General features: G+C 37.2%; 22 protein-coding genes. 14 read left to right on the top strand and 8 right to left on the bottom strand.

Going from position 1 to position 26,109, the window contains the following annotated elements:
- The 11 genes from I6E85_RS07835 (at nt 1) to I6E85_RS07785 (ending at nt 8,822) form a co-directional block, all read left to right on the top strand.
- Nucleotides 1-954 (top strand): DUF523 and DUF1722 domain-containing protein, encoded by a 954-nt coding sequence (locus I6E85_RS07835; RefSeq protein WP_024591090.1) that lies wholly within the window; start codon nt 1-3, stop codon nt 952-954.
- Nucleotides 954-2,348: a deoxyribodipyrimidine photo-lyase gene (gene phrB, locus I6E85_RS07830; protein ID WP_024591089.1), complete on the top strand. Its 1,395-nt coding sequence runs from the start codon at nt 954-956 to the stop codon at nt 2,346-2,348. Before I6E85_RS07835 ends, phrB begins: the two co-directional genes overlap by 1 nt.
- A gap of 1 nt (nt 2,349) precedes the next feature.
- The gene (locus tag I6E85_RS07825) at nt 2,350-2,778 is read left to right on the top strand and encodes a nuclear transport factor 2 family protein (protein WP_024591088.1); all 429 of its coding nucleotides are present in this window, start codon (nt 2,350-2,352) and stop codon (nt 2,776-2,778) included.
- Nucleotides 2,779-2,780: 2 nt separating this feature from the next.
- Complete coding sequence (locus I6E85_RS07820; protein ID WP_024591087.1) at nt 2,781-3,491, top strand: SDR family NAD(P)-dependent oxidoreductase; 711 nt, start codon at nt 2,781-2,783, stop codon at nt 3,489-3,491.
- The gene (locus I6E85_RS07815) at nt 3,488-4,744 is read left to right on the top strand and encodes an NAD(P)/FAD-dependent oxidoreductase (protein WP_197236789.1); all 1,257 of its coding nucleotides are present in this window, start codon (nt 3,488-3,490) and stop codon (nt 4,742-4,744) included. Before I6E85_RS07820 ends, I6E85_RS07815 begins: the two co-directional genes overlap by 4 nt.
- A complete protein-coding gene (locus I6E85_RS07810; RefSeq protein WP_024591085.1) occupies nt 4,737-5,474 on the top strand; it encodes a DUF1365 domain-containing protein in 738 nt (245 codons plus the stop codon). Before I6E85_RS07815 ends, I6E85_RS07810 begins: the two co-directional genes overlap by 8 nt.
- A 37-nt stretch (nt 5,475-5,511) precedes the next feature.
- Complete coding sequence (locus I6E85_RS07805; protein WP_101163367.1) at nt 5,512-6,774, top strand: cyclopropane-fatty-acyl-phospholipid synthase family protein; 1,263 nt, start codon at nt 5,512-5,514, stop codon at nt 6,772-6,774.
- On the top strand, nt 6,752-7,252 hold the full coding sequence (locus I6E85_RS07800; protein WP_197236788.1) for a DUF2878 domain-containing protein: 501 nt from the start codon (nt 6,752-6,754) through the stop codon (nt 7,250-7,252). Before I6E85_RS07805 ends, I6E85_RS07800 begins: the two co-directional genes overlap by 23 nt.
- Before the next feature lie 54 nt (nt 7,253-7,306).
- Nucleotides 7,307-7,795 carry a chalcone isomerase family protein gene (locus I6E85_RS07795; RefSeq protein ID WP_024609161.1) on the top strand — a complete coding sequence of 163 codons (489 nt, stop codon included), beginning with the start codon at nt 7,307-7,309 and terminating at the stop codon, nt 7,793-7,795.
- 1 nt (nt 7,796) lies between these two features.
- Nucleotides 7,797-8,336, top strand: coding sequence for a DUF3833 domain-containing protein (locus I6E85_RS07790; protein WP_024609160.1), 540 nt, complete (start codon nt 7,797-7,799; stop codon nt 8,334-8,336).
- Between the two features lie 210 nt (nt 8,337-8,546).
- Nucleotides 8,547-8,822, top strand: a complete 276-nt coding sequence (locus I6E85_RS07785; RefSeq protein ID WP_002962474.1) for an HU family DNA-binding protein — start codon at nt 8,547-8,549, stop codon at nt 8,820-8,822.
- 92 nt (nt 8,823-8,914) lie between these two features.
- On the opposite strand, the gene ilvN is transcribed toward I6E85_RS07785, so the two are convergent.
- Both ilvN and I6E85_RS07775 read right to left on the bottom strand, forming a co-directional pair.
- A complete protein-coding gene (ilvN, locus tag I6E85_RS07780; protein ID WP_007580691.1) occupies nt 8,915-9,412 on the bottom strand; it encodes an acetolactate synthase small subunit in 498 nt (165 codons plus the stop codon).
- Entirely contained in the window at nt 9,412-11,136 is a 1,725-nt protein-coding gene (locus I6E85_RS07775) for an acetolactate synthase 3 large subunit (RefSeq protein ID WP_024609159.1), read from the bottom strand. Before I6E85_RS07775 ends, ilvN begins: the two co-directional genes overlap by 1 nt.
- Before the next feature lie 490 nt (nt 11,137-11,626).
- Between I6E85_RS07775 and I6E85_RS07770 the strand changes: the two genes are divergently transcribed.
- Nucleotides 11,627-14,641, top strand: a complete 3,015-nt coding sequence (locus I6E85_RS07770) for an immune inhibitor A domain-containing protein (RefSeq protein ID WP_197236787.1) — start codon at nt 11,627-11,629, stop codon at nt 14,639-14,641.
- Between the two features lie 66 nt (nt 14,642-14,707).
- Here the strand turns inward: I6E85_RS07770 and I6E85_RS07765 are convergent, their stop codons facing one another.
- The 6 genes from I6E85_RS07765 to I6E85_RS07740 all read right to left on the bottom strand — a co-directional run bounded on the left by I6E85_RS07765 (nt 14,708) and on the right by I6E85_RS07740 (nt 21,804).
- The gene (locus tag I6E85_RS07765; protein ID WP_007580684.1) at nt 14,708-15,715 is read right to left on the bottom strand and encodes an isocitrate dehydrogenase; all 1,008 of its coding nucleotides are present in this window, start codon (nt 15,713-15,715) and stop codon (nt 14,708-14,710) included.
- Between the two features lie 206 nt (nt 15,716-15,921).
- Nucleotides 15,922-17,610: a hypothetical protein gene (locus I6E85_RS07760; RefSeq protein ID WP_197236786.1), complete on the bottom strand. Its 1,689-nt coding sequence runs from the start codon at nt 17,608-17,610 to the stop codon at nt 15,922-15,924.
- 11 nt (nt 17,611-17,621) lie between these two features.
- Nucleotides 17,622-18,005 carry a DUF3192 domain-containing protein gene (locus I6E85_RS07755; protein ID WP_024591078.1) on the bottom strand — a complete coding sequence of 128 codons (384 nt, stop codon included), beginning with the start codon at nt 18,003-18,005 and terminating at the stop codon, nt 17,622-17,624.
- Nucleotides 18,006-18,075: 70 nt separating this feature from the next.
- Nucleotides 18,076-18,849, bottom strand: a complete 774-nt coding sequence (gene xni, locus I6E85_RS07750) for a flap endonuclease Xni (protein ID WP_024609155.1) — start codon at nt 18,847-18,849, stop codon at nt 18,076-18,078.
- A gap of 10 nt (nt 18,850-18,859) precedes the next feature.
- Entirely contained in the window at nt 18,860-20,203 is a 1,344-nt protein-coding gene (ppnN, locus tag I6E85_RS07745) for a nucleotide 5'-monophosphate nucleosidase PpnN (RefSeq protein WP_007580678.1), read from the bottom strand.
- 65 nt (nt 20,204-20,268) lie between these two features.
- Nucleotides 20,269-21,804: a diguanylate cyclase gene (locus tag I6E85_RS07740; protein ID WP_197236785.1), complete on the bottom strand. Its 1,536-nt coding sequence runs from the start codon at nt 21,802-21,804 to the stop codon at nt 20,269-20,271.
- A 204-nt stretch (nt 21,805-22,008) separates the two neighbouring features.
- Between I6E85_RS07740 and I6E85_RS07735 the strand changes: the two genes are divergently transcribed.
- On the top strand, nt 22,009-23,796 hold the full coding sequence (locus I6E85_RS07735) for a M61 family metallopeptidase (protein WP_197236784.1): 1,788 nt from the start codon (nt 22,009-22,011) through the stop codon (nt 23,794-23,796).
- A 179-nt stretch (nt 23,797-23,975) separates the two neighbouring features.
- Nucleotides 23,976-26,066 carry a bifunctional diguanylate cyclase/phosphodiesterase gene (locus tag I6E85_RS07730; RefSeq protein WP_197236783.1) on the top strand — a complete coding sequence of 697 codons (2,091 nt, stop codon included), beginning with the start codon at nt 23,976-23,978 and terminating at the stop codon, nt 26,064-26,066.
- Nucleotides 26,067-26,109 lie beyond the last annotated feature (43 nt).

Below are 26,109 nucleotides of genomic sequence, written 5' to 3'. Positions count from 1 at the left end.
ATGCATACAGATATAATAAAAATAGGTATAAGCGCCTGCTTAGCAGGCGAAAAAGTTAGATTTGACACAGGACATAAAAAGTCAAATTTTTGTATGGACGAGCTAGGTAAACACGTTGAATACACACGGTTTTGTCCGGAAGTAGCTGTTGGTTTACCAATACCTCGTCCAACTATTCGCCAAGTTAAAGTGGGCGATACTATTAAAGTATGCCGCCCAGATGGCACCGGCGAAGTAGGCCAACAACTTACTGAATATGGTAAAAAAGTTGCAACTGAACAAGCTAAAGAATTAAGCGGATTTGTATTTTGTGCAAAAAGCCCAAGCTGCGGCATGGAGCGCATTAAAATATACAACGAAGCAGGAACAGGTAATACCTCAGAAGGCGTTGGTTTTTTTGCTGAGCAAATAATGAAGCACAACCCATTATTGCCATGTGAAGAAAACGGACGTTTAAATGACATGCATTTACGTGAAAACTTTGTAATGAGAATTTACGTATTTAAAAACTGGCAAAAATTAGCACAAGAGCCGCTTACGGTTCATAAGCTTACTCAATTTCACTCTCAGTATAAGTACTTGTTGATGGCTCATAACTATCAAGCTTATCGTGATTTGGGTAACCTGCTGGGGACTTATGTAGGTGACGATATAAATGCAGTTGCAGATGAATATATTCTAGGTTTGATGACGGGTCTTAAAAAGCCAGCTTCTCGCAGAAATAATTGCAACACGCTAATGCATTTACAAGGTTACTTTAAAACAGATTTATCGAAGGTTGAAAAACAAGAACTTCGTGATGCGATAGATGAATACCGCGAAGGTTTGGTGCCATTGTATGTACCACTTACCTTGTTAAAACATCATTTGAAGGTTCACCCAAATGAGTACCTTGAAAAACAAGTGTTTTTTAACCCTTACCCTCACGATTTAAAACTACGATTTGGTATTTGATGGATACATTATTTTGGTTTAGGCGCGATTTGCGCCTTTTTTCTAACGAAGCGTTAATTCAAGCGCTAAATAATGGCGCTAAACACGCCATTTTTTTTGTGTCTGAAAAACAGTGGCAACAGCACCAAACTGCGCCTATTCAGATTGACTTACTCAAGCGCCGAGTTACTTATCTTCAATCTCAGCTTGCTGATTACGGCATTACTTTACATGTTATTGAAGCGCCAAGCTTTTGTGATTGTACGCGTGAGCTTATTGATTTTTGTAAATCAAACGATGTAAAACACGTAATTGCTAATACAGAATATGAGCTTAATGAAGTAAACCGCGATAAAGCAATTTTGCACGAATGCGATGAGCTTTCAATTACTTTTACTTTGTACGAAGGTGATTTAATTGCACCTGTTGGAACGGTTAAAAATCAAAGTAATGAAATGTATAAAGTGTTTACTCCATTTAAGCGAGCATGGTTAAAGCAGTATCAAGATACACACTTTAGTTTGCCTCAATGGCCTTTAACTTCTGATCCAATAAAATTTGATGAAAGCGACTTACTAAAAAGTGATGGATGCTCAGATAAGTGGCCGGTTGACGACGAAACACTAGCAACCGTGGTCGATAACTTTATATGTGACAAACTTACAAGCTACGACGATCAGCGTGATATACCCAGCGTAAAAGGCACATCAGGTTTAAGCCCGTATTTAGCACTTGGTATTGTAAGCACAAAACAGCTGCTTATTAATATTCAGCAGCGTTATCCTGATATTTTAACTACGTCAAAAAGTAAAACGTTTACGTGGATTAACGAGCTTGTTTGGCGCGAATTTTACAGGCATTTGATTGCTGAATTTCCGAAGCTTTCGCGCGGTGACAACTTTAACGAAAAGTATAACGACGTAGTGTGGCGTAAAAGCGAAAATGAATTTACAGCATGGTGTGAAGGGCGAACAGGTTATCCGTTAGTGGATGCTGCAATGCTACAATTAAAGCAAACCGGTTGGATGCACAATCGTTTACGTATGGTTGTTGCGAGCTTTTTAACTAAGCATTTATTAATAGACTGGCGCGAAGGTGAGCGCTTTTTTATGCAGCACCTAATTGATGGCGATTTAGCCTCAAATAATGGTGGCTGGCAGTGGGCTGCAAGTACCGGGTGTGATGCTCAGCCTTACTTTAGAGTTTTTAACCCTATCAGACAAAGCGAGCGCTTTGATCCAACTGGCAAGTTTATCCGTAAGTATTTGCCAGAGCTTGAAAACGTGCCAGATAAACACATTCATTTTCCACACACTTATTTAGCCGCAATAGGTAAAGATAAGGAATGTTACTGGCCAGCAATAGTTGATCATAAAGCGGCACGAGAACGTGCACTTGCTGCATTTAAGGTGTGATATGGATAACCAGTTACCAGTAGATAAATTTGTTGAAATATACCAACAGCTTGATAGCACTAATCTTGATTTATTGAGTGATATTTACTGTGACGACATACAGTTTATAGACCCAATGCATGAAATTAACGGCATTGTAGAATTGCGCAGGTACTTTGCTAACTTATATAGCAATGTTAAGCATTGCCAGTTTGATATTAGTGATTCGTTTAATAGCGGAAACAATGCTTTTATTTATTGGACTATGCACTATGCACATCCAAAGCTTTCATCAGGTAAAACTATTTCGGTAGAAGGTCATAGCAAGCTTATTTTTGAAAATGGCAAAATTATCAAGCACAGAGACTACTTTAATATGGGCGAGTTGTTATACAAACACATTCCTTTACTTGGTAGCGTTATAAAGCTAATTGATAAAAGGGCAGGTTAATTATGATCACACTTATAACGGGTGCTACTTCTGGTATTGGTGAGCAGTTAGCAATTAAATATGCGCAGTTGGGAGACACTGTTATTGCTTGTGGCCGTAATAGTGAAAAGCTCGCTGAGCTTGCTAAATACGACAATATTCAAGCGTGTAAATTTGATGCAACTAATCTACAAGACATTAAAGAGTCTACTATTGGCTTTCCTCATTTTGACCGTGTTATTTTAAACGCCGGTAATTGTGAATACATAGATGACGCGCGAAATTTTGATAGTGCATTGTTTGAGCGTGTAATAAACGTAAATTTACTCTCTATGGGGTATTGCCTTGAGGCGCTACTTCCTAAAATAAATTCAGGTGGTCAGCTTGTTTTGGTCAGCTCAAGTGTTACCTACCTTGCGCTACCTCGTTCAGAAGCTTATGGTGCATCAAAAGCGGGTGTAAGTTACTTAGCAAAAAGCTTAGCTGTTGATTTAGATGATGTTGATGTGACTTTAGTTCACCCTGGCTTTGTGAAAACTCCGCTTACTAATAAAAATGATTTCCCGATGCCTATGGCTGTTACCGCTGAAAAAGCCGCAGACTATATGATTAAGGGAATACATAAGCGCCGAAAAGATGTTCACTTTCCGTACCGTTTTACACTTATATTAAAAGCATTACGTATTTTACCACTCCCAATTTGGCTTAAAATCGCAAAAGGATTAGCCCGTTGAAAAAAATAGCAATAATAGGAACTGGTGTATCTGGTTTAACATGTGGGCATTTGCTTCACAAACATTATGATGTAACCGTATTTGAAAAAAATGATTACATAGGTGGCCACACTGCAACAGTTGATGTAAATGTTGGTGGTATTAAGTACGCGATTGATACTGGTTTCATTGTATTTAATGACAGAACATACCCATACTTTGAAAAGTTACTATCGCGTATTGGTGTAAATAAACAAGAAACACAAATGAGCTTTAGTGTTCATAACGAAGCTACGGGCTTTGAATACAATGGCCATACGTTTACAAGCCTATTTGCACAGCGTCGTAATATTTTTAGACCTAAGTTTTGGCGATTATTGTACGACATTGTTAGGTTTAATAAACTGTGTAAAGCACTACATGAAAAAGATAATTACCAAGCTGATCAATCATTAGGGCAACTGCTTAGTGACAATCACTTTAATGACTTTTTTAAATACCATTATATTCTTCCTATGGGCGCGGCTATTTGGTCTACCAGTATTAAAGAAATGGAGAATGTAGGCGTTGAATTTTTTGTTAAGTTTTTCTTTAATCATGGCCTTTTAGATGTAACAAACAGACCACAGTGGTATGTGGTACCAGGTGGCTCTCGTCAGTATATTAAGCCACTGATCAGAGGCTTTGCTGATAAAATTAAACTTAATACAGATATTAAATCTGTTACGCGTCAAAATGATGAAGTAACAATAGAGTTTGCCAATGGTGAATTAAGTAAATTTGATAAAGTAATATTTGCTTGTCATTCAGATCAGGCGCTTGCACTACTTGGTGATGCGACTGAGCAAGAAAAGTCAGTATTGGGTGCAATAGCTTACACTGAGAACTCAGTTGTGCTGCACACCGATACAAACCTTTTACCTGATAGAAAAGCGGCATGGGCAAGTTGGAACTACCTACTTAATAACAACACTGATAAAGCAGCTGTTGTTACTTACCAAATGAATATTTTGCAAGGCATACAGTCGGATACACAGTTTTGTGTAACGCTTAATCACCTTGAAGGAATAAGCCAAAGTAAAATTTTGCGCGAGTTTACTTATCATCACCCTGTATTTAACCAAGAGTCAATTGCTGCTCAAAAGCTTAAACACAGTATTGATGGACAAAACAATAGTTATTTTTGTGGTGCTTATTGGTACAATGGTTTTCATGAAGATGGCGTACACAGTGGTGTAGATGTAGCCAAGCAACTTGGGGTCGAATTTGACTAGTGCAGTGTATTTAGGCGATGTAAAACATCGCCGTTTTGCTGTTAAAGAACATCGTTTTAGTTACCCTTTGTATATGATGTGGGTAGATTTAAATAATCCTCAGCAACTAAATGGTGTGCATAAACACATAGGTACGTCAGGCTTAAAAGCGTTAAAATTTAATGAAGCTGATTATCTTAAAGACCCCTCAAAGCGTGCTAAACGACCTCTTATTGAGCGTGCGCATGATCAACTTACCAATTTAGGTATTACTGAAACCTTTACTCATGTTTATATGCTTGGGCAACTTCGTTGTTTTGGGGTGTATTTTAGCCCTGTTAATTTTTACTTCTTTGGCCACAACGACACTCGTTTTAAGTACATGATTGCTGAAGTGAGTAATACACCCTGGAACGAACGTCATTATTATTTAGTCCCTTTAGAAAAAAAAGTGAACTTTAAGAAGGTTTTTTCCGTATCACCTTTTATGAATCTAGATATGAACTATCATTGGCATGTTAAACAATCGCCTGATAAAACATTGATACACATTGAAAATAAGAAAAATGAAGAGTTATTATTTGATGCAACACTTCGCTTAAAACGTAAAGAACTCACTAACGAAGAGATTAATAAGTTGTTTAAACGTTTTCCGGCCATGACATGGTCTATTTTCAAAGGTATTTATTATCAAGCATTAAAGTTGTTTATAAAGCGAGTGCCTTTTTTAGGCCACTCAGGTAAGCCATAAAGCACATAGGTAGTCAGGACAATTAATAGGTATTTTAATGGATAAAGTGTCGAGCTTAAATTGCGAACAAAGCACAAATTGGTTAACTAATATATATAAAAAATTAGTAACTAAAGCCTTTTCATCAATCGAAACAGGTCAAATAGTGCTTATCGAAGGCAACGAAAGAACTGTTTTTGGTGATACGTTTTCTGATCTAAAAACAACCGTTACAGTTAATGATAAAGCTATGTATAAAGCATTTGCATTATCTGGGAGTGTTGGCGCTGGCGAAGCGTATATTTTGGGGCACTGGTCTTGTGACAACTTAACTTCATTCATTGAGATATTTGCTATAAACGAAAAGCAACTCGATGAGTTTGAAAAAAAATTCGCATTTTTTAGTAATATCGCACACCGATTTAATCACATAAAAAACAAAAATTCAGAATCGGGATCTAAGAAAAATATTGTTGCTCATTACGACTTAGGTAATGATTTGTACGAATCATTTTTAAGTAAAGAAATGCTTTATTCAAGTGCTGTATATCCTACAAAAGAAGCCACACTTGAAGAGGCTCAGCAATACAAGCTTAAACGCATTTGTGAGCAAGTTGAGCTTCAAAAAAATGATTCAGTAATTGAAATTGGTACAGGGTGGGGGGCATTTGCTATATATGCGGCCACACATTACGATTGCCATGTAACAACAACAACCATATCTGATGAGCAACATGATTATGTAGCTAACAAGATTGTTGAACTTGGTCTTGAAAGTAAAATAACATTACTCAAGCTCGATTACAGACTACTAAAAGGTAAATACGACAAGCTTGTTTCTATTGAAATGATAGAAGCAGTGGGTCATGATTATTTGCCGAGCTTTTTCACTCAGTGTGGTGAGCTCCTAAAAGACGATGGCGCCATGCTTATACAAGCAATTACTATTGGCGATCAGCGTTATAAGCACTACTTAAAAAATTCTGACTTTATCCAACAGTATATTTTTCCGGGTGGATGTTTGCCATCGCTTAACGAAATGAGTGAGCAGATTAAAAATAATACCGATATGGTTATTCATACTGTTAATGATATTGGCGCTCACTACGCACGAACATTAGCAGATTGGCGAACTCGTTTTATAAAAAGTTGGCCTGATTTAGACCGCTCTAAATTTGATGAACGCTTTTATCGTTTATGGTTATTTTATTTTGCTTATTGCGAAGGTGCGTTTAGAGCGAGAGCAACAAGTACGGTACATTTAATGGCGCGTAAACCTCGTTTTACTAGTGATAACGATGATATTGCGCTCGGTTACTAATTTTATTTTATTTCAAGCAGTGTGGTTTTTATCATTGCTGCTTGAAGCCAATTCGCTACTTTTTAGTGGCTTGATTATTGTTTTAATGTTTTGTTTGTCAAAGCAGAAAAAACAAGACTCCTTACTACTAATTAAAGCCCTACCTTTAGCACTATTGTTAGAATTTATAGCGGTAAAGTTAGGCTTGTTAGAATTTAAAGTTTATCCCTTCCCTCTATGGCTCGTCTTTTTATGGGCTGCATTATTACTTTCTTTAAATACCTCTATGGTTTTTTTGAGCAAATTAAAGCTTTGGCAGGCCTTTTTAGTATGCATGGCTTTTGCGCCAGCAAGTTATTGGGCTGGAGCACGCTTTGAAGTAATAAATTTAGGGTTCCCTTTATGGCAATTCTGGCTCGTTTACGGCGCGCTTTGGTCTACAGTATTTACTGTTATTCTTTTTATAAACCAAAAAATCAAGTTATTCATCAATCGCTGATCGTCCACAATTTCTATTTCGTAACATTACCCATTGACTCAAAGGGAGTTTATTTTGAAATTTTTACTAAAGGCAGTTACTTTTTATTTGCTTACAACTTCAATTGTTTTAGCTAACACACAATTTAATAAAGTAGGCGAAGCACGAATGGAGTATTTATTTTGGGATGTATATGACGCCGTGCTATTTACCCCTTCAGGTAATTACAGCGCAGAAACACATCCTGTTAAGTTTAAGCTTACCTATTTACGTGACTTTGACGCTAAAGAAATAGTAAAAGCAACAAATGAGCAGTGGGAACATCTTGGAAAAACAGGGCTGGCAGATAAATACGACAGTAAATTGTTGTCTATTTGGCCTGATATAAAAAAGGGTGACTCACTAACATTAGTGACAAATGAGCAAGGTATGAGCACTTTTTATCATAATGATGAAAAAATGGGTGAAATTGATGAACCTCAATTTTCGAGTGACTTTTTAGCTATTTGGCTTGATGAAAAAACTTCTGAGCCAAAATTACGAAAGCAATTATTAGGGAATTAATATGAACATATTAAACACGTTAAAAGCAGCTGTTATGAGCCTCTCGGCTCTACTTTTAATTAGCTGTTCGGCACCAAATGTTGAACATTATAAAAATACATCGCCAAATTTCGACTTTAAAACGTTTTTTAGCGGAAATTTGAAAGCCTATGGTGTTGTACAAGACTTTAAAGGCGAATTGACCCGAAAGCTTGTCGTAGATATGAATGCGACTTGGGACGGTAACCAGGGCGTTATTGAAGAAGACTTTGTTTATGATGATGGCGAAACCCAAAAGCGAATTTGGAAAATAACGTTAAATGAAGACAATAGTTTAACGGGGTCGGCAGCTGATGTTATAGGTACAGCAAAAGGCAAAAGTGACGGCAGCGTATTTCATTGGAATTATGATGTAGAGCTTCCATACGATGGCAGTACTTTAGAAGTGAATTTTGACGATTGGATGTACCTGGTTACACAATCGCGCTTGATAAACCGCACATCTATTGTTAAGTTTGGAGTCGAGGTCGGGGAAGTGACCTTAGTTATCGAAAAAATATAGCTTATTTACCCAGTTGCTTAACTTGCGCCAAAATTGTACTCAAATTAAGTCTTTGTTAACCCAACACGCTGTATTCTACCGAGAATTATTTAAATTTTACTCATTTTTTAAGAATTTAAGCAAAAAATGCAATTTGCTGTTGCTAACTCTTTAAAAATGCATAAAGATAGGTTTTGCGAAGGCAAAATAATAACGAATAGGAATCTAACAATGAATAAAGCTCAATTAGTTGAAAAAATTGCTACTGATGCAGAAATCTCTAAAGCCGCTGCTACTCGTGCTCTTGACGCGTTTACAGGTGCTGTAACTTCTTCTTTAAAAGAAGGTGATTCAGTAGCATTAGTTGGTTTTGGTACTTTCTCAGTAAAAGAACGTGCAGCTCGCACTGGCCGTAACCCACAAACGGGTGCTGAGATCCAAATCGCAGCGGCAACTATCCCAAGCTTTAAAGCAGGTAAAGGTCTTAAAGACCAAGTAAACCCTTAATAGGTTTAACGAATTAAAATAAAAAAAGAGCTATTTAGCTCTTTTTTTTTATGTTTAATAAAGACATCAATTGATGCCTTTATATTATAAATTTATGCTTTTAAGGCTTTATCGCCTCGGCCAATGCCAACAGCACCAGAACGTACAACTTCAATAATATCGGTTTCATGGCGAAGTGTGTCTAAAAACGATTCTATTTTGTCTGTACTGCTCACTAGTTGCAGGCTATAGCTTTGTCGGCCCATATCTAAAATAACACCCTGAAACACATCAACTACGCGGGTAACCGCTGCACGAGTCGTCTCGTCTTGAGCAAATACCTTAACAAGCAATAACTCTCGCTCAATGTGACTCATTTCTGTTAAATCGATAATTTTAAGCACGTCGACTAATTTGTTAACTTGCTTTGTGATCTGCTCAACCACTCTGTCATCACCCATGGTGGTAATGGTAATACGTGATAACGACTGATCATCAGTTGTGCCCACAGTTAGGCTGTCAATGTTGTATGCACGTTGTGAAAAAAGCCCAACAATACGCGACAGTGCACCCGGTTCGTTTTCCAGTAAAATAGATAAAATACGACGCATTATGCTTTTACTCCTTTACGTAACCACATCTCATCAATGCCACCTAACTTGATTTGCATTGGGTATACATGTTCTTTCTCGTCTACAAGAATATCTAAAAAGACTAAACGATCGTTTATGCTCATAGCTTTATCGATTGCAGGTTGTAACTCATCAAGTGTGTTTACTTTAATACCCACATGCCCGTAGCTTTCAACCAACTTAACAAAATCAGGCAGCGAGTCCATGTAAGATGATGAATGACGACCGCCGTAAACCATATCTTGCCATTGGCGTACCATACCTAAAGAGCGGTTATTAAGTGATACAACTTTTACCGCTAGGTTGTACTGTAAACAGGTAGATAGTTCTTGAATATTCATTTGAATAGAGCCATCACCCGTAATACATACAGATTCTTTATCAGGAAAGGCTAATTTTACGCCCATAGCAGCAGGTAAACCAAAGCCCATAGTGCCTAGGCCACCTGAATTTATCCACTGACGAGGATGCTTAAATGGGTAATACTGCGCTGCAAACATTTGGTGCTGACCAACGTCAGAACTTACGTAAGCATCGCCATTAGTGGCTTTATAAACAGCTTCAATAACGGCTTGTGGCTTAATTTTGTCGCCATCTGTGTTGTAGCTTAAACATTTTTGTTCACGCCAGCTGATAATTTGGCGCCACCAATCTTCTTGCGCGCTGCGATCTATTTTAATTGGGCTTTTATCAATACCCGTTTGTAGTTGTTCAAGTACGGTTGCTAGACAACCTACAACTGGTATGTGTGCTTTGATTGTTTTTGAAATTGAAGTTGGATCTACATCTACATGTACAATTGTGGCATTTGGACAAAACTTTTTAACGTTATTAGTTACTCGATCATCAAAACGAGCACCAAGCGCTAAAATCACATCGGCGTTTGCCATTGCTTTGTTAGCCTCAAGCGTGCCGTGCATGCCTAGCATACCTACAAAGTTTGGATGTACACCTGATATGCCGCCAAGCCCCATTAGTGTATTGGTAATGGGTGCATTTAACGATTCAACTAGATGCGTTAATTGCTCTGACGTATTTGAAATAACAATACCACCGCCAGAATAGATAACCAGTTTTTTGGCCTCTAGAATAGTTGTTACCGCTTTACGAATTTGTTTTGAATGCCCTTTAGTATTAGGGCTGTATGTTCTTAGCTCTGTTGTTTTAGGAAATTCGTATTCAAACTTTATAGCAGGGTTAAGCATATCCTTAGGAAGCTCAACTACAACAGGTCCAGGACGACCTGTACTGGCTATGTAAAAGGCTTTAGCTAAGATTGTTGGGATTTCTTTAGCACTTCTACAGTTAAAGCTGTGTTTAACTATAGGGCGAGAACAGCCAACAATATCAGTTTCTTGGAATGCATCGTCACCAATTAAATTTGTAGGTACTTGGCCTGACAATACAACCATAGGAATTGAATCCATGTAGGCCGTTGCAATACCCGTTATACAGTTTGTAGCGCCAGGGCCTGAGGTTGCAAGTACAACACCAACGTCTCCAGTAGCACGAGCATAACCATCAGCCATATGTGTGGCAGCTTGTTCATGACGTACTAATATATGCTCAATATCATCTTGCTGAAAAAGTGCATCATATAAGTCTAAAACCGAACCACCGGGGTAGCCAAATATGTATTTTACCTTTAACTCTTTTAATGCCTGAACTACTAGTTCAGAGCCATTATATTCTTGTTTGCTCATCCTCATTCCTCTGTGCGCTTTTTTTATGCATAAAAAAACCCCCGCGTAGTGCGAGGGTTTTTAAAAAGCAGTATCACCTTTTAATACATCCCCGCTGGGCTTATAACTAAGACCAGTACGAGTACGACTAAAAGGTTAATTTGTGTGTTCATAGTTTTTACTCTACTTAGCAAAACACTGCTTTTAAATTAAAAATTCTGTATAGGTTTATTTTTAAGGGTTTTGAACCCTTATGTCAACCTTGAAAGTGGTTTTTTGCATTTTAAATTCGTTTTGTAGCTTTTTTTAATTTAAATCTTCAGAAATACTGTATTTAACTGAGTTAACTAGCAGAAATTATGCGTTTTAGGTTGTGTGTTTGATTTTAGTTATAAAAGAGTGTGACAGACCATTAACCTTTATTGCACATGTTAACTATATGTTTTTATCGCATGTTTAAATTTCTATTATTAGGTATGATTACTACATAATTATGTTTGAGGAAAAAACAGTGAAAAAAGTGACGTTAATTGCGCTTTTAACTACGCTATTAAGCCCTATGGTAGCGGCTAATAATTTAAGCCCGCATGATGTTGGTATAACTAACGAAGAACGTATTTTATATTGGCTTAAAAAAAGAGACCAAATATCCTCTAGTGAGTTAGATAGTTCATTTAAGTCATATATGAGTAACAAAGAAGTTGCCAATCACTCAATTAAAAATGGCTTTAGGCAATTTAAATCCTCCTCTACGGATTTTTCAAACACAAATAAACAACAAGCCGCTTTTTCAACGTCGCTAGTGCCTGATCAAAGCGTTAATGATGTAAAAGTGTTAGCTATCTTAATTGATTTTCCTGACCTCAAACATGACGATAATCGACTTGTAGAGCAAGACACAGACATGTTTTACGCTGATTATTCAACTGAGCACTATCAGCAAATGCTTTTTAATACTCAAGGTTATGCGGGCCCTGATGGACAAAGCTTATCAACGGCTGCAGATTATTATAAAGCAGCATCTGGTAATAGCTTAAACTTTAACGGGCAGGTATATGGCTGGGTAACCGCTGATAGCAATGCAAAAATATATGGTGAACGCCAAGGCAGTACGCGTGATAAAAATGCGCCCGCTTTAGTCAAAGAGGCTGTGGAGAAGGCGGTTGCAAAGTTTAATATTAATTTAGCTGATTATGATTTAACTGATTTAGATGATGTTGATGGCGATGGCATCCTCAACGAGCCTAATGGAATTATTGATCATGTAATGATTTTTCATTCAAGTATTGGTGAGGAGTCAGGTGGCGGTTACCTAAGCACCGACGCTATTTGGTCGCACCGCTACTATGTATTTGATGAAAATAGTGGGCCGAGCGAGATTGCAGGCAGCAGTATTAAACTCTTTGGTTACACAATTAATCCAATTGATGCTGGGATTGGCGTGGTGGTACATGAGTTTGGGCATGACTTGGGATTATTAGATGAATACGACTTACAATCTAACACGGTAGGTGAGCCTGTTGCGTCTTGGTCAGTTATGTCGACAGGAAGTTGGGCAGGTTCGCCACGAGGTTCAGAGCCTGTTATGTTTAGTCCTTATGCGCTTGAATATTTACAAAATCGATACCAGGGTAATTGGGCTAATCAGCTCACGCTTGATATGGATGAGATAGATGCTAACGCACAGCAAACATTAATTAATACTGCGAGTACTTCACAACTACAAAGCCAAATAAAAATAACACTGCCATCTCGACTCGAAAAATTTAAAACGCCAGTAGAAGGCGATTTTCAATACTATTCAAATACGGGCGACAATGTTAGTAACAGCCTAGTTAATACAGTAACGCTACCAAACACAACTGAGGCACTTACTTTAAGCTTTATTGCTTATTACAGTATTGAGCGCGACTATGATTTAGTACAGGTAAAAGTAAATGGGGAGCCTATTGCTAGTAATTATACGCAAGCAATAAACCCATACTATGGTGACATTGGTCCGTATATATCAGGTGATTCATTTTTTAATAGTGATGCTAAGCAGCCTAACGGCTATTTAACTCATAAGTTTGATTTATCAGCTTATGCTGGGCAAATGATTGATCTAAAAATTGAATACATAACAGATGCGAACACACATTATTATGGTTTTGTTGTGGATGATATGCGTATTGAGCAAAGTGATACCTTAATTTGGCAAAATAATGCACAAGATCAAATTAACACCGAGTTTAATGGCTTTGAAAAAATAGGTAGTTACACATATGCATCGCCATCACATTACTATTTACAATTGCGTTCATACACAGGTGTTGACAGTAGTTTGCAAGCAGAGCAGTACTCACCGGGATTATTATTGTGGTATAGCAATGAATCTCAAGCCGATAACAACACGACAGAGCATCCAGGTAGTGGTTTTGCATTAGTGGTAGATGCTGATCAGCGCTCGATAAATAAAGGCAGTACGCAAACTCCGGCTGCTTCAGCAATTCAAATTCGTGATGCTGCTTTTAGTTTATATCCACAGCGAGCTGGGTTAGGTGATGATGATTTATCAGCTATTACAGAGTTTACTGATAAAACCGACTATAGTTTTTCAGCGCAACAGCCATCGGGCGTTGTGCTTCCACAGGTTGGCTTTGGGTTTAATATTATAAGCCAGTCAGCTGATAGTGAAGATATAGAAGTAGAGCTTAATTACGATGTTACTAAAGGTATTAATTTTACCAAAACAGGTTTAATCGTTAATTTTAATGTAGAAGGTTTTGCACTCACGCCAGCGGATAAATTCACGTGGAATTTTGACGATGGTAGCTCAAGCACAGAGTTAACGCCTACTCATGAATACCAAGACTATGGCACCTATAGCGTTGAGTTTATGGCAAGTAATGATACTTCACAGCAAGTAGCTGTAGCTCAAGTTACATTAGCTGAGCCATTATCTGTAAATGAAATTGAATATGAAATAAACCAAGGAATATTAACAGCTCAAGCTTCGTTTACAGGTGGAGTCGCACCGTATACTTATAATTGGCAGCTAGGGGATGGAAGTACTTTAGCGACTCAATCGCTCACTTATAATTATTTATACTCTGGTGATTACCAAGTAACGCTTACAGTGACAGATAACGAAGGCACGGAGCAAACTAAAGCGGTTGATGTAACTGCAACTGTTCCGCTTAGCATAGACGCAAACGTTACAGTAAATGATTTAAGCGCTCAATTTAATGCGCAAGTAACCGGCGGCTTTAATAGTTATACTTACAGTTGGGATTTTGGTGATGGCAGTGCGGTATCAAACTTACAAAACCCAAGGCATACTTATCAAACTGACGGGGCATTTAGTGTAACGTTGAATGTTACTGACACTCAAACAAATGACACTTTTGCTAAAGAGTTATCTCTTACAGTGCAAAAGCAACAAAGTAGTTCGGGTTCAAGTGGCGGATCATTGGCAGGTTTATTAGGATTACTACTGTTAAGTTTATTTAGGTTCAATACTAACTATATAAGCAGGTTGGTATAAGCTTAATTAACAAATAAAAAAAGCCCGCTAAATTAGCGGGCTATTTAAATTAATAACAAATATTAATTATAAACGGTCAATTACTGATTGAGTGAAATCAGTTGTACCGTGGCTGCCGCCTAAATCGCGAGTTGTACGGTCGCCTGATTTAATTACATCAGCAACAGCACTACGAATACGCTCTGCTGTATCGCCCATATCTAAATGCTCAAGCATTTGGATAGACGCTAAAATTACAGATGTTGGGTTAGCTAGGTTTTTGCCAGCAATATCTGGTGCACTACCGTGTACAGCTTCAAAAATTGCAGCGTCTTCACCAATGTTAGCACCTGGAGCCATACCTAAACCGCCAACTAAACCAGCACAAAGATCAGATAAAATATCACCAAATAAGTTAGTCGTAACAATTACGTCAAACTCTTCAGGTGTCATTACCAGTTTCATACACGTTGCATCAACAATCATTTCATTTGATTCAATTTGTGGGTAACGCTCAGCTACTTCACGTGCTACTTTTAAAAACAAACCAGATGTTGATTTTAAAATGTTAGCTTTATGAACAGCAGTTACTTTTTTACGACCTTCACGTACCGCTAGCTCATATGCAAAAGTTACGATTTTTTCTGCGCCTTCACGCGTAATTATCGATTTTGCTTCTGCTTCATTACCGTCTTCACTTACTATTTGGCCTGCACCTGAGTACATACCTTGCGTATTTTCACGAATAGTAATGATATCAATATCGTCGTAACGCGCTTTAGTGCCAACAAATGATTTAACAGGGCGTACGTTAGCGTATAAACCAAATTGCTTACGAAGTGTTACGTTAATAGACGTAAAACCTTCACCTACAGGCGTTGTTAATGGGCCTTTAAGAGTGATTTTGTTTCTAGCTATTGTATCAACCGTGTCTTGTGGAAGTAACTCACCTGTTTTTTCAAGTGCAGCTAGGCCAGCATCAACAAATTCATAATCAAAGTCGCAACCTGCGGCTTTTAATATTTCAAGTGCTGAGTCGATAATGCTCGGACCGATGCCGTCGCCTTTGATCACTGTGATGGTTTGTTTGGCCATTGACTTTTCCTTTAAAGAGTTTGATTTGCACATAAATTATTACCCTGAGAGGGTAACCGCTTGTTAGATCATTTATGTGAACGTGCTTGAAAATTTAAGGGCGCATTTATATCAACTTATCACCCATTTTGCTAGTTTATACAAGAAATACTGGGTATACACCAAAGTTATAATGGGTATAAAGACGTTAAATAGGGCCCCATAAATTAAATACTATTAAATAACGCGAGAGATTCTAATTTTTGATTAAAATCAGTTGGGTTTTGCCAATTTAGTATTTTCAGTTGTTCGTTTAATGTTTGCAGTTGCCACGCTGTTAGCGCAAGTTCTGGTTTAAAAACACTCTGAGCAACAATTTTAAGTGTGATCCAGAGTTTATGAGAATCAGTTAAGTGTTTTTTAGGTGTTTGCTCTGCTTCTAAAAGTGCCGTTGTCCATGGGTTGTCACTTAATAAATGAGTAAGCTGTTGCGTTAGTTGCTCGTTATTAATTGAATCTACTCCAAAAAATGAGCAAATAGGGGCACTCAATGTTTTATTTGGTGTGTCGTCAATCAGCGTTTTACGAGAAAGCTGTGTACTGCATTGCGTTAATAAAAAATGAGCATAAGCATATAAAGGTAATGTAATGTGTTCAAACTGGTCGTGTTTATTTTTACTGACTAATAAGGCCATTATTTTCACTAAACCATTTAATCTGTTAGTAACGTAGGCTTGTAGAGGGTGTGGGGTAACATTAACTAATTGCTCAAAAACAACTCTTTGAATTATCGCGGGCGCATTATAATAACCGACCATCGATAAACTATGCTTTAAGTCTTTAGCGGCCTGATGCTCCTTATTATAAGGTTTTACTGCCTCACATAAATTAGCAACTACCTGAGGGTGAGCCGCCATTAGCTGGTTTAGCCCTTTATAGCTATATTCGTGCTGTGACTTAATATTACTTATTAGTTCAAGTAAAGACTGTGCTTTATCAACGCCAACCACACTTTTTGACTTAACATGTTCACTGTTAAACACTTTAAAGCTAATGGTTTTATCAGCGCAATGCCATTGTTTTGGGTTGTCGTTAAGCGTTGCTTTAACGCTAAACCAAGCCAATTTATTTGGATTAGCGGTACTAATTAAAATATGTTTTTGCTGCGCATCAGTCGCTAAATAAATCATGGTTTGCTCGGCATAAAAAACGCGGCTTCCCGGTAGCAGTGGCCCCAAATGAGCTATAAGTGATTTGATTAGCTGCAGTGCAAACAAATTTGGTGTGCGAATGTACAAGTCAGTAAGTGCTTTAAATAAACTCATGTGTTTATTAGCCGTATTACTAGTAATGTTCATACTAATAATATTTGCTAAAGCAATTAGTGTTATGCCCCCATCGTAAAGCATTATTTTAGGAGCACTTACCAATGCTTGTTTATATTTACTTAACTTAGCTAATAATTGCGTAACGGGTTTGGCAGAATCGCCACTGGATAACATTACTTTAGCAGCTAACTGATGACGCATTTTCCATATGTTTTTATCAGAGTCTTGAAAAGGTGTTTGCTCACAGAGCTTGTTTAATTGCGCTCCAACACATAAATGCTCAATGAGTGAAGCCGCTATGTATAGCTCGCTTAGGGCATTGTTATAGTGTTGAGATTTACAAAGTGCAGCGGTTATTACACTCTGACTAACAACTAAGTTGGTGGCATAAGAATAATTAGGATTATAAAGTGTTAAACGAGCTTGTAATGCGAATGGCTGTTCGCTATAGAGCACTCTATATTGCTCAGCTAGCTTACTTGCCATGGGGTATAAGGCTGTCCATTTTTGTTTATTGTTATAATAGCTTAAAAACAGCTGCGTATTATTAAGCAGCTGCTCTAAAGTAGTTGAAACAGCTTCATCCATTAAACCTTCACCTAGTTTTGTTCTTGATATTTATTATATGCACTAGGACCCCATAAAAATAGCTGCCCATTTTTAAATAATAACCCAGTACATTCATCCATAGTGGTTATACCGTCAGATGTTTTATGCTGTGTACGGTAAAAAACAATCTGAAATACCTGTTCACCATCTCGTTTGGCATAAGTAAGGTCGGGGCTGCCTAAATAATCAAGCACAGTATTTAGTGTTGTTGGCTGCTCAAGTGATAGTTTTTCGATATAACGTTTATTGAAAGCCTCTCGGTCTTGCCAAATCATAGCCTGAGGATCATCTTTATAAAAGGTGATCACCAACGCTGCTATCAATGCATATAGCCCTAAACCTAAGATTAAATATCGGATAAATTTTTTCAATATGGTTTACTCTAACTCCGGTAACTAATAAATAGTATACGTTTTGTAATGTTTAGAGGCTATTAACTTGCGATTAATTAAGCCTTAACTGCTTTAAACTAAAGCCTAAATTTATATCGGTGCGTAAACTAACCAAGTGCTTTGAGATTACGTACATATCCATATTAGCGGCTAACTTTGCTTTAATACTCGGGCTTAGAGACTCATCTTCGGCCGCATGCTCAATTGAATTATAGTTATTAACTATTTGCTGCGCAGACTTAGTGCCTATTCCTTTTACTCCCGGAATATCATTTGTTTTATCACCAGCCAAAGCCCAAAAATCAACGAGCTTATTTTGCTCAACACCAAAACGCTCTTTTATACTTGTCTCATCTAAATAGAGTTTTTTAAAATAATCATAAACTGTAATGTAGGGGCCTATATAGGGTAAAAAGCCTTTATCAGTAGAGACAACAGTATTAGCTATTTGATTATTTGATGCCTTAAACGCAAGCGTTGCAATAATGTCATCGGCTTCATCGTTAATAGGCTCAAATACAACAATACCGGTTTCTTCTATTGCGGTTTTAAAGTGCTCTAAGGCATCTTTTAGCACTTGAGGCATTGGGGCACGGGAGTGTTTGTAGTCTTTATAAAAATGATAACGCCAGCTTTTGTCACCATCAAATACCGCAATCGCATGGGTTGCATTACTTGTATCTAAAAGCTTTTTACACGCATGAGCTACACGTGCACAGCACGTTTGTATCATTTGCTCATCACTGTGATGTTTTTGATTAGCGTCAACGGCGTAAATGCGCCTAATTAAATTAAGCGCATCAATAAGAAGTAAATGGGGTTTCAAACTATAAAACTCATGCTTTTATTTTGTAACACGGAATGTATTTGCTGCCAGGGAGTTTCATACGGCCTTGATCAACAAATGCTTGTAATAACGTATCCATATTTTCCATAAGGGCAGGCTCGCCACTTAAAATGTATGGACCGTTTTGCTTAATGGCTTTAACGCCTTCGTCTTTTACATTTCCAGCTACAATACCTGAAAAAGCTCTGCGTAAATTAGCCGCTAATAACTGCTTTGGTTGATCAAGATGTAAATCAAGACTTGCCATATTTTCGTGTGTTGGTGCAAAAGGTTGTTGAAAATCGTTATCGATTTTTAACGTCCAGTTAAAGTAGTAGGCATCGCCTTCACTTTTACGGTAATCACGAACATTGGCCATAGCCGATCTTAGCTTTTGCCCAACTAACTCAGGATTATCAATAATAACTTCAAACTTATCTAATGCTTCTTTACCAAGCGTCATTTCAACAAATTCACACAGCTCTTTAAAGTACGCTTCACTTTCTTTAGGGCCAGTTAAAATAACAGGCAAACATTGTTTGGTGTTATCTGGATGAAGTAATATCCCTAATAAATATAGCAATTCTTCAGCAGTACCTGCGCCTCCAGGAAAAATGATAATAGCGTGAGCTGTTCTTATAAAAGCTTCAAGGCGCTTTTCAATGTCAGGTAAAATAACTAATTCGTTAACAATAGGGTTTGGTGGCTCTGCAGCAATAATGCTTGGCTCTGTTAGGCCTAAGTAACGGTTATTGGTATTGCGCTGTTTTGCATGGCCAATAGTGGCACCTTTCATTGGGCCTTTCATGGCACCAGGGCCACAACCAGTACAAATATTTAATCCACGTAAGCCCAGTTCGTAACCTACTTGTTTTGTGTATTTATATTCAACTTCGTTTATTGAGTGTCCGCCCCAGCAAACAACCATACTTGGTTCGCTATTAACACGCAAAGCACCTGCATTTCTGAGCATATCGAACACCATATGAGTAATGGCTTTTTGCTCTTTTAAATCTTTTTCGTATTTTTGACAAATAAACAAAATATCGCGAATAACAGAAAATATATGCTCGTGAATTCCGGTAATTATTTCGCCATCAACAAATGCGGTTTCGGGTGGGTTTTCAAGCTCAATTTTAATACCTCGTTCGCGGCTTACTAAACGAATATCAAAATCTTTGTATTTGTCGTATATATCGCTACTTTCGTCGGTATGGCTACCTACATTAAGCACTGCTAGTACGCAGTTTCTAAATAACTTATAACGCTCACTAGCAGAAGATTGCTCTAATAAATCAACTTCTAATTGCGACAGTAAATCTAAAACCCCAGTTGGGTTTAACTGTATTAACATAGACGTTCTCCTTACTGCTAAATCGTAAAAAACTACTTGTCATAAAATCTATAATGGCTATGACATTATTTACTGGTACAAAGTCTATCTCGTCCTGAGTTTTTGGCCTCGTAAAGAGCATCATCTGCTCTATCAAATGCCTTTAACAGAGTATCGCCTTTTTTAAACTGAGTTGCACCTACCGAGATAGTGATCTCAATTTGTTTTTCTCTAAATTTAAAAGGTATATTTTTAATTACCTTTCTTACTTTATCCAGAGGTAATGTTGCGTTTTCTAGCGATACACCTGGCATTAACAATACAAATTCTTCACCGCCGTAACGCGCTATAAAATCGGACTTTCTTACCGATTTTTGCAACGCTTTTGATATAACCTGTAAGGTAATGTCACCTGCGGTGTGGCCAAATCTATCATTGATAGATTTAAAGTGGTCAACATCAATAACCGCAAGCGTAACATCTGATGGCTGCACATTAAACAAATGCATTTCGTGATTGTAACGTTCATCAAATGCAGCTCGGTTAGGCAGTTTTGTAAGCCCATCAAGTAAACTTTTAAAGCGCTGTTCGTTTAAGCGTTTTTTATACGTTGTTAACTTATCTTCTAAAGTAACAATTCGTTTGTTTATTTCACTAAAGCTAGTGCTAAGCATTTCTCTATCTTTTCGTTCTAACTTTTCTTTTGCTAGAAAATCTTCGCTTAGTGATTTTAATTCGTTATCTACGAGTTCTTTTAAAGATGAGATTGACGTTGCTTTTTGTGTTTGTTCGTTGAGGTTTTTAATTTTTAGTTCAATGCTTTTATTCAACGAATCAAACTCAATACTCATCGATTCTGAGTGTCTACTAGTAGAGACAATAGAATTATGTAGATCTTCGAGGGTTTGATTTAATGAAACTAAAAAGCTTTGTGCAGATTTGCGCTCTTTGCTAATGTTTTTTACTACGACTTCAATTATCTTTATCGCGACATCGAGTAATGCGTCGATTGTGTCACTTTCTGTAATATTATTTTTTATACTATTAATTTGTAGTGTAGCTTCTTCTTCAAGTATAAGTTCGTTAGCTAGCTCAAGTAGTTTTTTTGCACGAGCCTGTTTTACAGGGCCCTGATTATCGGCTTGAGGGTCTTGCTTAGTTAGCAATGCTTCATGATAAAAGAGAATAAGTTGATCAAGTAGCGGAATATAACCATGGGTTGATTGAACGTTATTAATCTCTTGATCGAGTAAATTTCTCAGGGCTCTGCGAGTATCGTCTGGTAAACCTTTAGTTTTTTGTAACTGTTTACCTGCATTTTGTACACTGTTGAATAAATCACGTTGCTGAGCTTGCTGAATCGATTCTTGATTTTTAAGTAATATCAAAGTTTCACTAACAAGGGGAGAGAGGTCTTCAAAGCTCATACCTTTATTGAGTGCACTTCTAAATTTAGCAAGGCGATTATCTAACTCAATATCAAGCCCTTTACAGCTTAGCGAAAGTTTAGCTGCAAAGTCGCACAAAATATCCACTTGATGTTTGCGTGCACTCTCAATAGCCATACGAGCATCAATTGCTTGTTTGAGTTTTTTATCTGTTGGATTAGATCTTTCAGACACCTAAGCGTACCGCCATCAAATTAATTTTATTATCTTCAGTTTACAACAAATTTTTATTATGTGTAGTTATCTAGTAAAAAACTTAGAAATTTTAATAAGCTACTACGTATAAACTCGTATACGGGGCAATTTGTCGTATTTAATTCACTTTTAAATAGGGGCTTGCTAGTCTTGCAGGCAATTAAGTTTCCACTAAGAGTCTCTATGAAAAAGTTATTAGCCCTATCTATTTTAGCTGCATGTTCAGCACCTGTATTTGCCGATGTAAATTATTCTTTAGAAATCTCACAACCACAACATCATTTAGGCGATGTAAGTGTTGAGTTTCCAAAAACAGCGCAAGCACATCTTGATATAAAACTTCCTGCATGGCGAACGGGTCGCTATGAAATGCTAAACCTTGCCAATGGTGTTCGTTATTTCAAAGCTAAAGATGAAGATGGCAAAGAGTTAAAATGGGAAAAAATTGACCATAGTACATGGCGTGTTCACCTTAATGAGCCAACAGAAGTTAATGTTGACTACCAGGTGTATGCAAATGAGCTTGGTAAGCGCGCTCGCCACATTGACGACAGCCATGCATTTATAGATGCATCAGGCTTTTTTATGTTTAGTGAATCATTCCGCCAAGAGCCAGTAACCGTTAATTTAGAGGTACCTAAAAAGTGGCGCTCTGTATCGGGTATGGATAATTTAAAAGGCAAAAATTCATTTAAAGCAGCAGATTACGACGTACTTGTTGATTCACCAATCGAAACGGGTATTAACCAACTACACACATTTGAAGTAGATGGCCGTGAATACGATTTAGTTATATGGGGCGATGGTAACTACGATGTAGAGCAAGTGCTTACCGATCTTAAAAAATTAGTTGCCACTGGTAATGTAATTTGGGATGGCTATCCGTATGAACGTTATGTATTTATGGTACATGCTACGTCGGGTGCTGGTGGTGCAACAGAGCATTTAAACTCAACAATTATTCAACGTCCACGCGATAGATTTGGTAGCCGCGAAGATTACCTAGCCTTTATTAGCACCGCTGCGCATGAGTTTGTTCATACATGGAATGTTAAAGCATACCGCCCTCAAGGTTTAGTGCCGTACGATTACACTAATATGAATTACTCTAAACTGCTTTGGATTGCAGAGGGTTCAACAAGTTATTTTGAAGATCATTTAATGGTTCGCTCTGGTATTGAAACCACAGATGAATTTTTTAAAGTGATGAGTAAAACCATTAATCGTCATTTACAAACACCGGGCCGTGAAGTGCAAAGCGCAAGCGAAACAAGCTTTGATAAATGGATTAACCAAGGTGGCGATCATGCACGTAATTACAGCACTAATATTTATTCAGAAGGTTCATTACTTTCATTAGTTTTAGATATCGACTTGCTAGAAAAAAGCCAAGGTAAAATAAGCTATCGCGACGTACACAAAGCACTTTATAACAATCATAAAATGCCAGCTGGTTTTACAGATATAGATGTACTTAATATCTTAAAAGATTTAACAGGGCGTGATTACTCAAGCTGGTGGCAAGAAAATGTTGAGTCGCCTGCAAGTATTAACTTTGACGACTTACTTACTAAAGTAGGCTTGAAATTTGAACGTCCTGAAAAAGCAAAAGCCCTTGCAAGCATTGATGCTACCGCTAAAAACACAGGCGAGTTACTTACGTTAAGTTACGTTCGCCGTGGTGGCAGTGCGTGGAAAGCAGGTTTAACTACCGATGATAAAATTGTCGCTATAAACAAACATCACGTAGGTAAAGATTTAAAAACCAGCTTAGAAACGTTTAAAAAAGGCGATAAAGTAACTATTGACTATCTTCGTCGCGATGCTCTTGAAAGCTTAACATTAGTATTATCAGAAGATTTTGATAAGCCTAAAAAAGTAGTTGCTAATAAAGAGGCAACGCCTGAGCAAAAAGCACTATTCAAAGCATGGATTGGCGTGGAACATCCAAATGATGTGGCAAAAAAATAAATTCAGTTTTTATAGCGTTTAAATATAGTTAACAATTATTAAAAAGAGCTTCTGCTCTTTTTTTGTTTTGTATAATGGCGTATATAATGTACATGGAAATTTAATATTAAAATTAAATTTAATTATTATTTAGTATTTCTCTATTATTAAATAAAATTATTTATGGATATAGCCTCAAAATGAAATTAGATAACCCGACTTCAAACTTAACCCATCAATTTGTAATTAACGACTATTTGCATCAGTTATTTGATGCGGTAAATGTTATTTCTGTTCAAGGTTATGACAATGAACGTCGTGTTATTTATTGGAATGAAGGCAGTGAGCGACTTTATGGATATACCAAAGAAGAAGCCATAGGACAAAAAATAGAAGACCTTATAATTCCAGAGCCAATGTGTGAGTTAGTTATTAACGCACATAGTGATTGGGTAAAAAAAGATATAGAAATTCCAGCATCTGAAATTATCTTACAAGACAAAGATGGAAACAATGTATCGGTTTTTTCCAGCCATGTTATGTTTACAAATCAATATAATACAAAACAAATGTACTGTATTGATATTGATTTATCTGAGGTTAAAAAGGCACAAGCGGATGCGTCATTTAATGAGCATATGCTAAAAACTATTTTTGGAGCAATTCCTGACTTATTTTTCTTGATGGAAAACGATGGAACTATTATTGAGTATCATGCCAGTAATGAGACCGATCTCTATACCAAGCCAAAGCAATTTATTGGTAAAAGAATGGGTGATGTATTACCTGAGGACGTAGCCAAAAAATTTGAAACTTATATCAATCTTGTATTAGAAAAAGAGCAGATGATGAGCTTTAAATACGAGCTAGCTTTGCCCCATGGGCTCGTTTTTTTTGAAGCAAGAATAAATAAAATAACAGAACATAACCAGTTAATGGTTATTATTCGAGATATTACAGAACAGCATAAATCAGATGAAATAATTAGACATCAAGCGTATTACGATAGTCTAACTTTACTCCCAAATCGTTTTTTAGCACTTGATCGTTTGTCGCAATTACTTATTGAAGCACAAAGAAATAACGAGAAAGCGGCGGTACTGTTTTTGGATTTAGATGATTTTAAAAAAATAAATGACTCTTTAGGCCATGAAACAGGAGACAAACTTTTAATTGAATCAGCGCAAAGGCTGCAAGAGGCACTGCGAAAAGACGACACGGTAGGGCGCCTAGGTGGAGATGAGTTTATCGTATTACTACGAGGTATAACTGATCACCATGCAGCGCTAAAAATCACTGAAAAACTGGTCAATAACTTTAGAGCCCCTTTTAAGATTGAGGGTCGGGAACACATACTAACAGCGAGTATTGGTGTAGCCATATACCCAGAAAATGGTACAACCGTTGCTGATTTATTACGAAATGCTGACACTGCAATGTATCAAGCAAAATCATATGGTCGTAATACTTATTCATTTTTTACTAAAAAGATGAACGTAATTATTCAGCGCCGACTCGTAATAGAAGAGCAGATGCGTGGCGCCCTTGAGCGTAATGAATTCGAGTTATTCTACCAACCCCAATTTGACGCCAAAAATAAACACATCATTGGTGCAGAAGCGTTATTACGCTGGCATAACCCTGTGCTAGGTAATGTAACACCCGATGAGTTTATACCTATTGCCGAAAATACAGGATTAATTGTACCTATTGGTAAGTTTGTAATTAGCCAAGTATTACACTTTTTAAACACATGGCAAAGTACCTGTAAACGCCAACAAAAATACACCATGGCTGTTAACTTATCTCCTCGCCAATTTAGAGACGTAGGGTTGCTCAGTTTTATTCAAAACTCATTGAGTGAAGCAAACGTAAACCCCGAAAGTTTAGAGCTTGAAATAACTGAGGGAGTATTGATGAGTTGCCACACTAATGTTGTTGATATACTGACTGAAATTACTGCATTAGGCATTAACTTATCAATGGATGACTTTGGTACAGGTTATTCATCATTAAGTTATTTGAGAGAATACCCTTTTAATGTACTTAAAATAGATAGAAGTTTTATTGATGGTATTGTACTAAACAATGAAGATTGTAATCTCGTAAAGGCAATTATTGCTATGTCGCACAGCTTAGGACTGACAGTGGTAGCCGAAGGTGTAGAAACAAAAGAGCAGCATACTTTATTGAACGAATTGGGTTGTGATTTTATGCAAGGCTTCTATTTTAGTAAACCAATACCAGCAAAACAGTTTCTTGATTTTTCGATGAATTTTGATAAAAAGTAAGATTAAACACTCGATTGTAACAATTCATTGCACGGCTATTGAC

Source organism: Pseudoalteromonas sp. NZS71, from assembly GCF_015864715.1.
Classification (GTDB): domain Bacteria; phylum Pseudomonadota; class Gammaproteobacteria; order Enterobacterales; family Alteromonadaceae; genus Pseudoalteromonas; species Pseudoalteromonas arctica.
This window is presented reverse-complemented; position numbering and strand designations above follow the sequence as displayed.

Coding starts and splice junctions, on each gene's coding strand:
- I6E85_RS07835 (WP_024591090.1), top strand. CDS start 1: ATGCATACAGATATAATAAAAATAGGTATAAGCGCCTGCTTAGCAGGC.
- phrB (WP_024591089.1), top strand. CDS start 954: ATGGATACATTATTTTGGTTTAGGCGCGATTTGCGCCTTTTTTCTAAC.
- I6E85_RS07825 (WP_024591088.1), top strand. CDS start 2,350: ATGGATAACCAGTTACCAGTAGATAAATTTGTTGAAATATACCAACAG.
- I6E85_RS07820 (WP_024591087.1), top strand. CDS start 2,781: ATGATCACACTTATAACGGGTGCTACTTCTGGTATTGGTGAGCAGTTA.
- I6E85_RS07805 (WP_101163367.1), top strand. CDS start 5,512: ATGGATAAAGTGTCGAGCTTAAATTGCGAACAAAGCACAAATTGGTTA.
- I6E85_RS07800 (WP_197236788.1), top strand. CDS start 6,752: ATGATATTGCGCTCGGTTACTAATTTTATTTTATTTCAAGCAGTGTGG.
- I6E85_RS07790 (WP_024609160.1), top strand. CDS start 7,797: ATGAACATATTAAACACGTTAAAAGCAGCTGTTATGAGCCTCTCGGCT.
- I6E85_RS07785 (WP_002962474.1), top strand. CDS start 8,547: ATGAATAAAGCTCAATTAGTTGAAAAAATTGCTACTGATGCAGAAATC.
- ilvN (WP_007580691.1), bottom strand. CDS start 9,412: ATGCGTCGTATTTTATCTATTTTACTGGAAAACGAACCGGGTGCACTG.
- I6E85_RS07775 (WP_024609159.1), bottom strand. CDS start 11,136: ATGAGCAAACAAGAATATAATGGCTCTGAACTAGTAGTTCAGGCATTA.
- I6E85_RS07765 (WP_007580684.1), bottom strand. CDS start 15,715: ATGGCCAAACAAACCATCACAGTGATCAAAGGCGACGGCATCGGTCCG.
- I6E85_RS07760 (WP_197236786.1), bottom strand. CDS start 17,610: ATGGATGAAGCTGTTTCAACTACTTTAGAGCAGCTGCTTAATAATACG.
- ppnN (WP_007580678.1), bottom strand. CDS start 20,203: ATGTTAATACAGTTAAACCCAACTGGGGTTTTAGATTTACTGTCGCAA.
- I6E85_RS07735 (WP_197236784.1), top strand. CDS start 22,009: ATGAAAAAGTTATTAGCCCTATCTATTTTAGCTGCATGTTCAGCACCT.
- I6E85_RS07730 (WP_197236783.1), top strand. CDS start 23,976: ATGAAATTAGATAACCCGACTTCAAACTTAACCCATCAATTTGTAATT.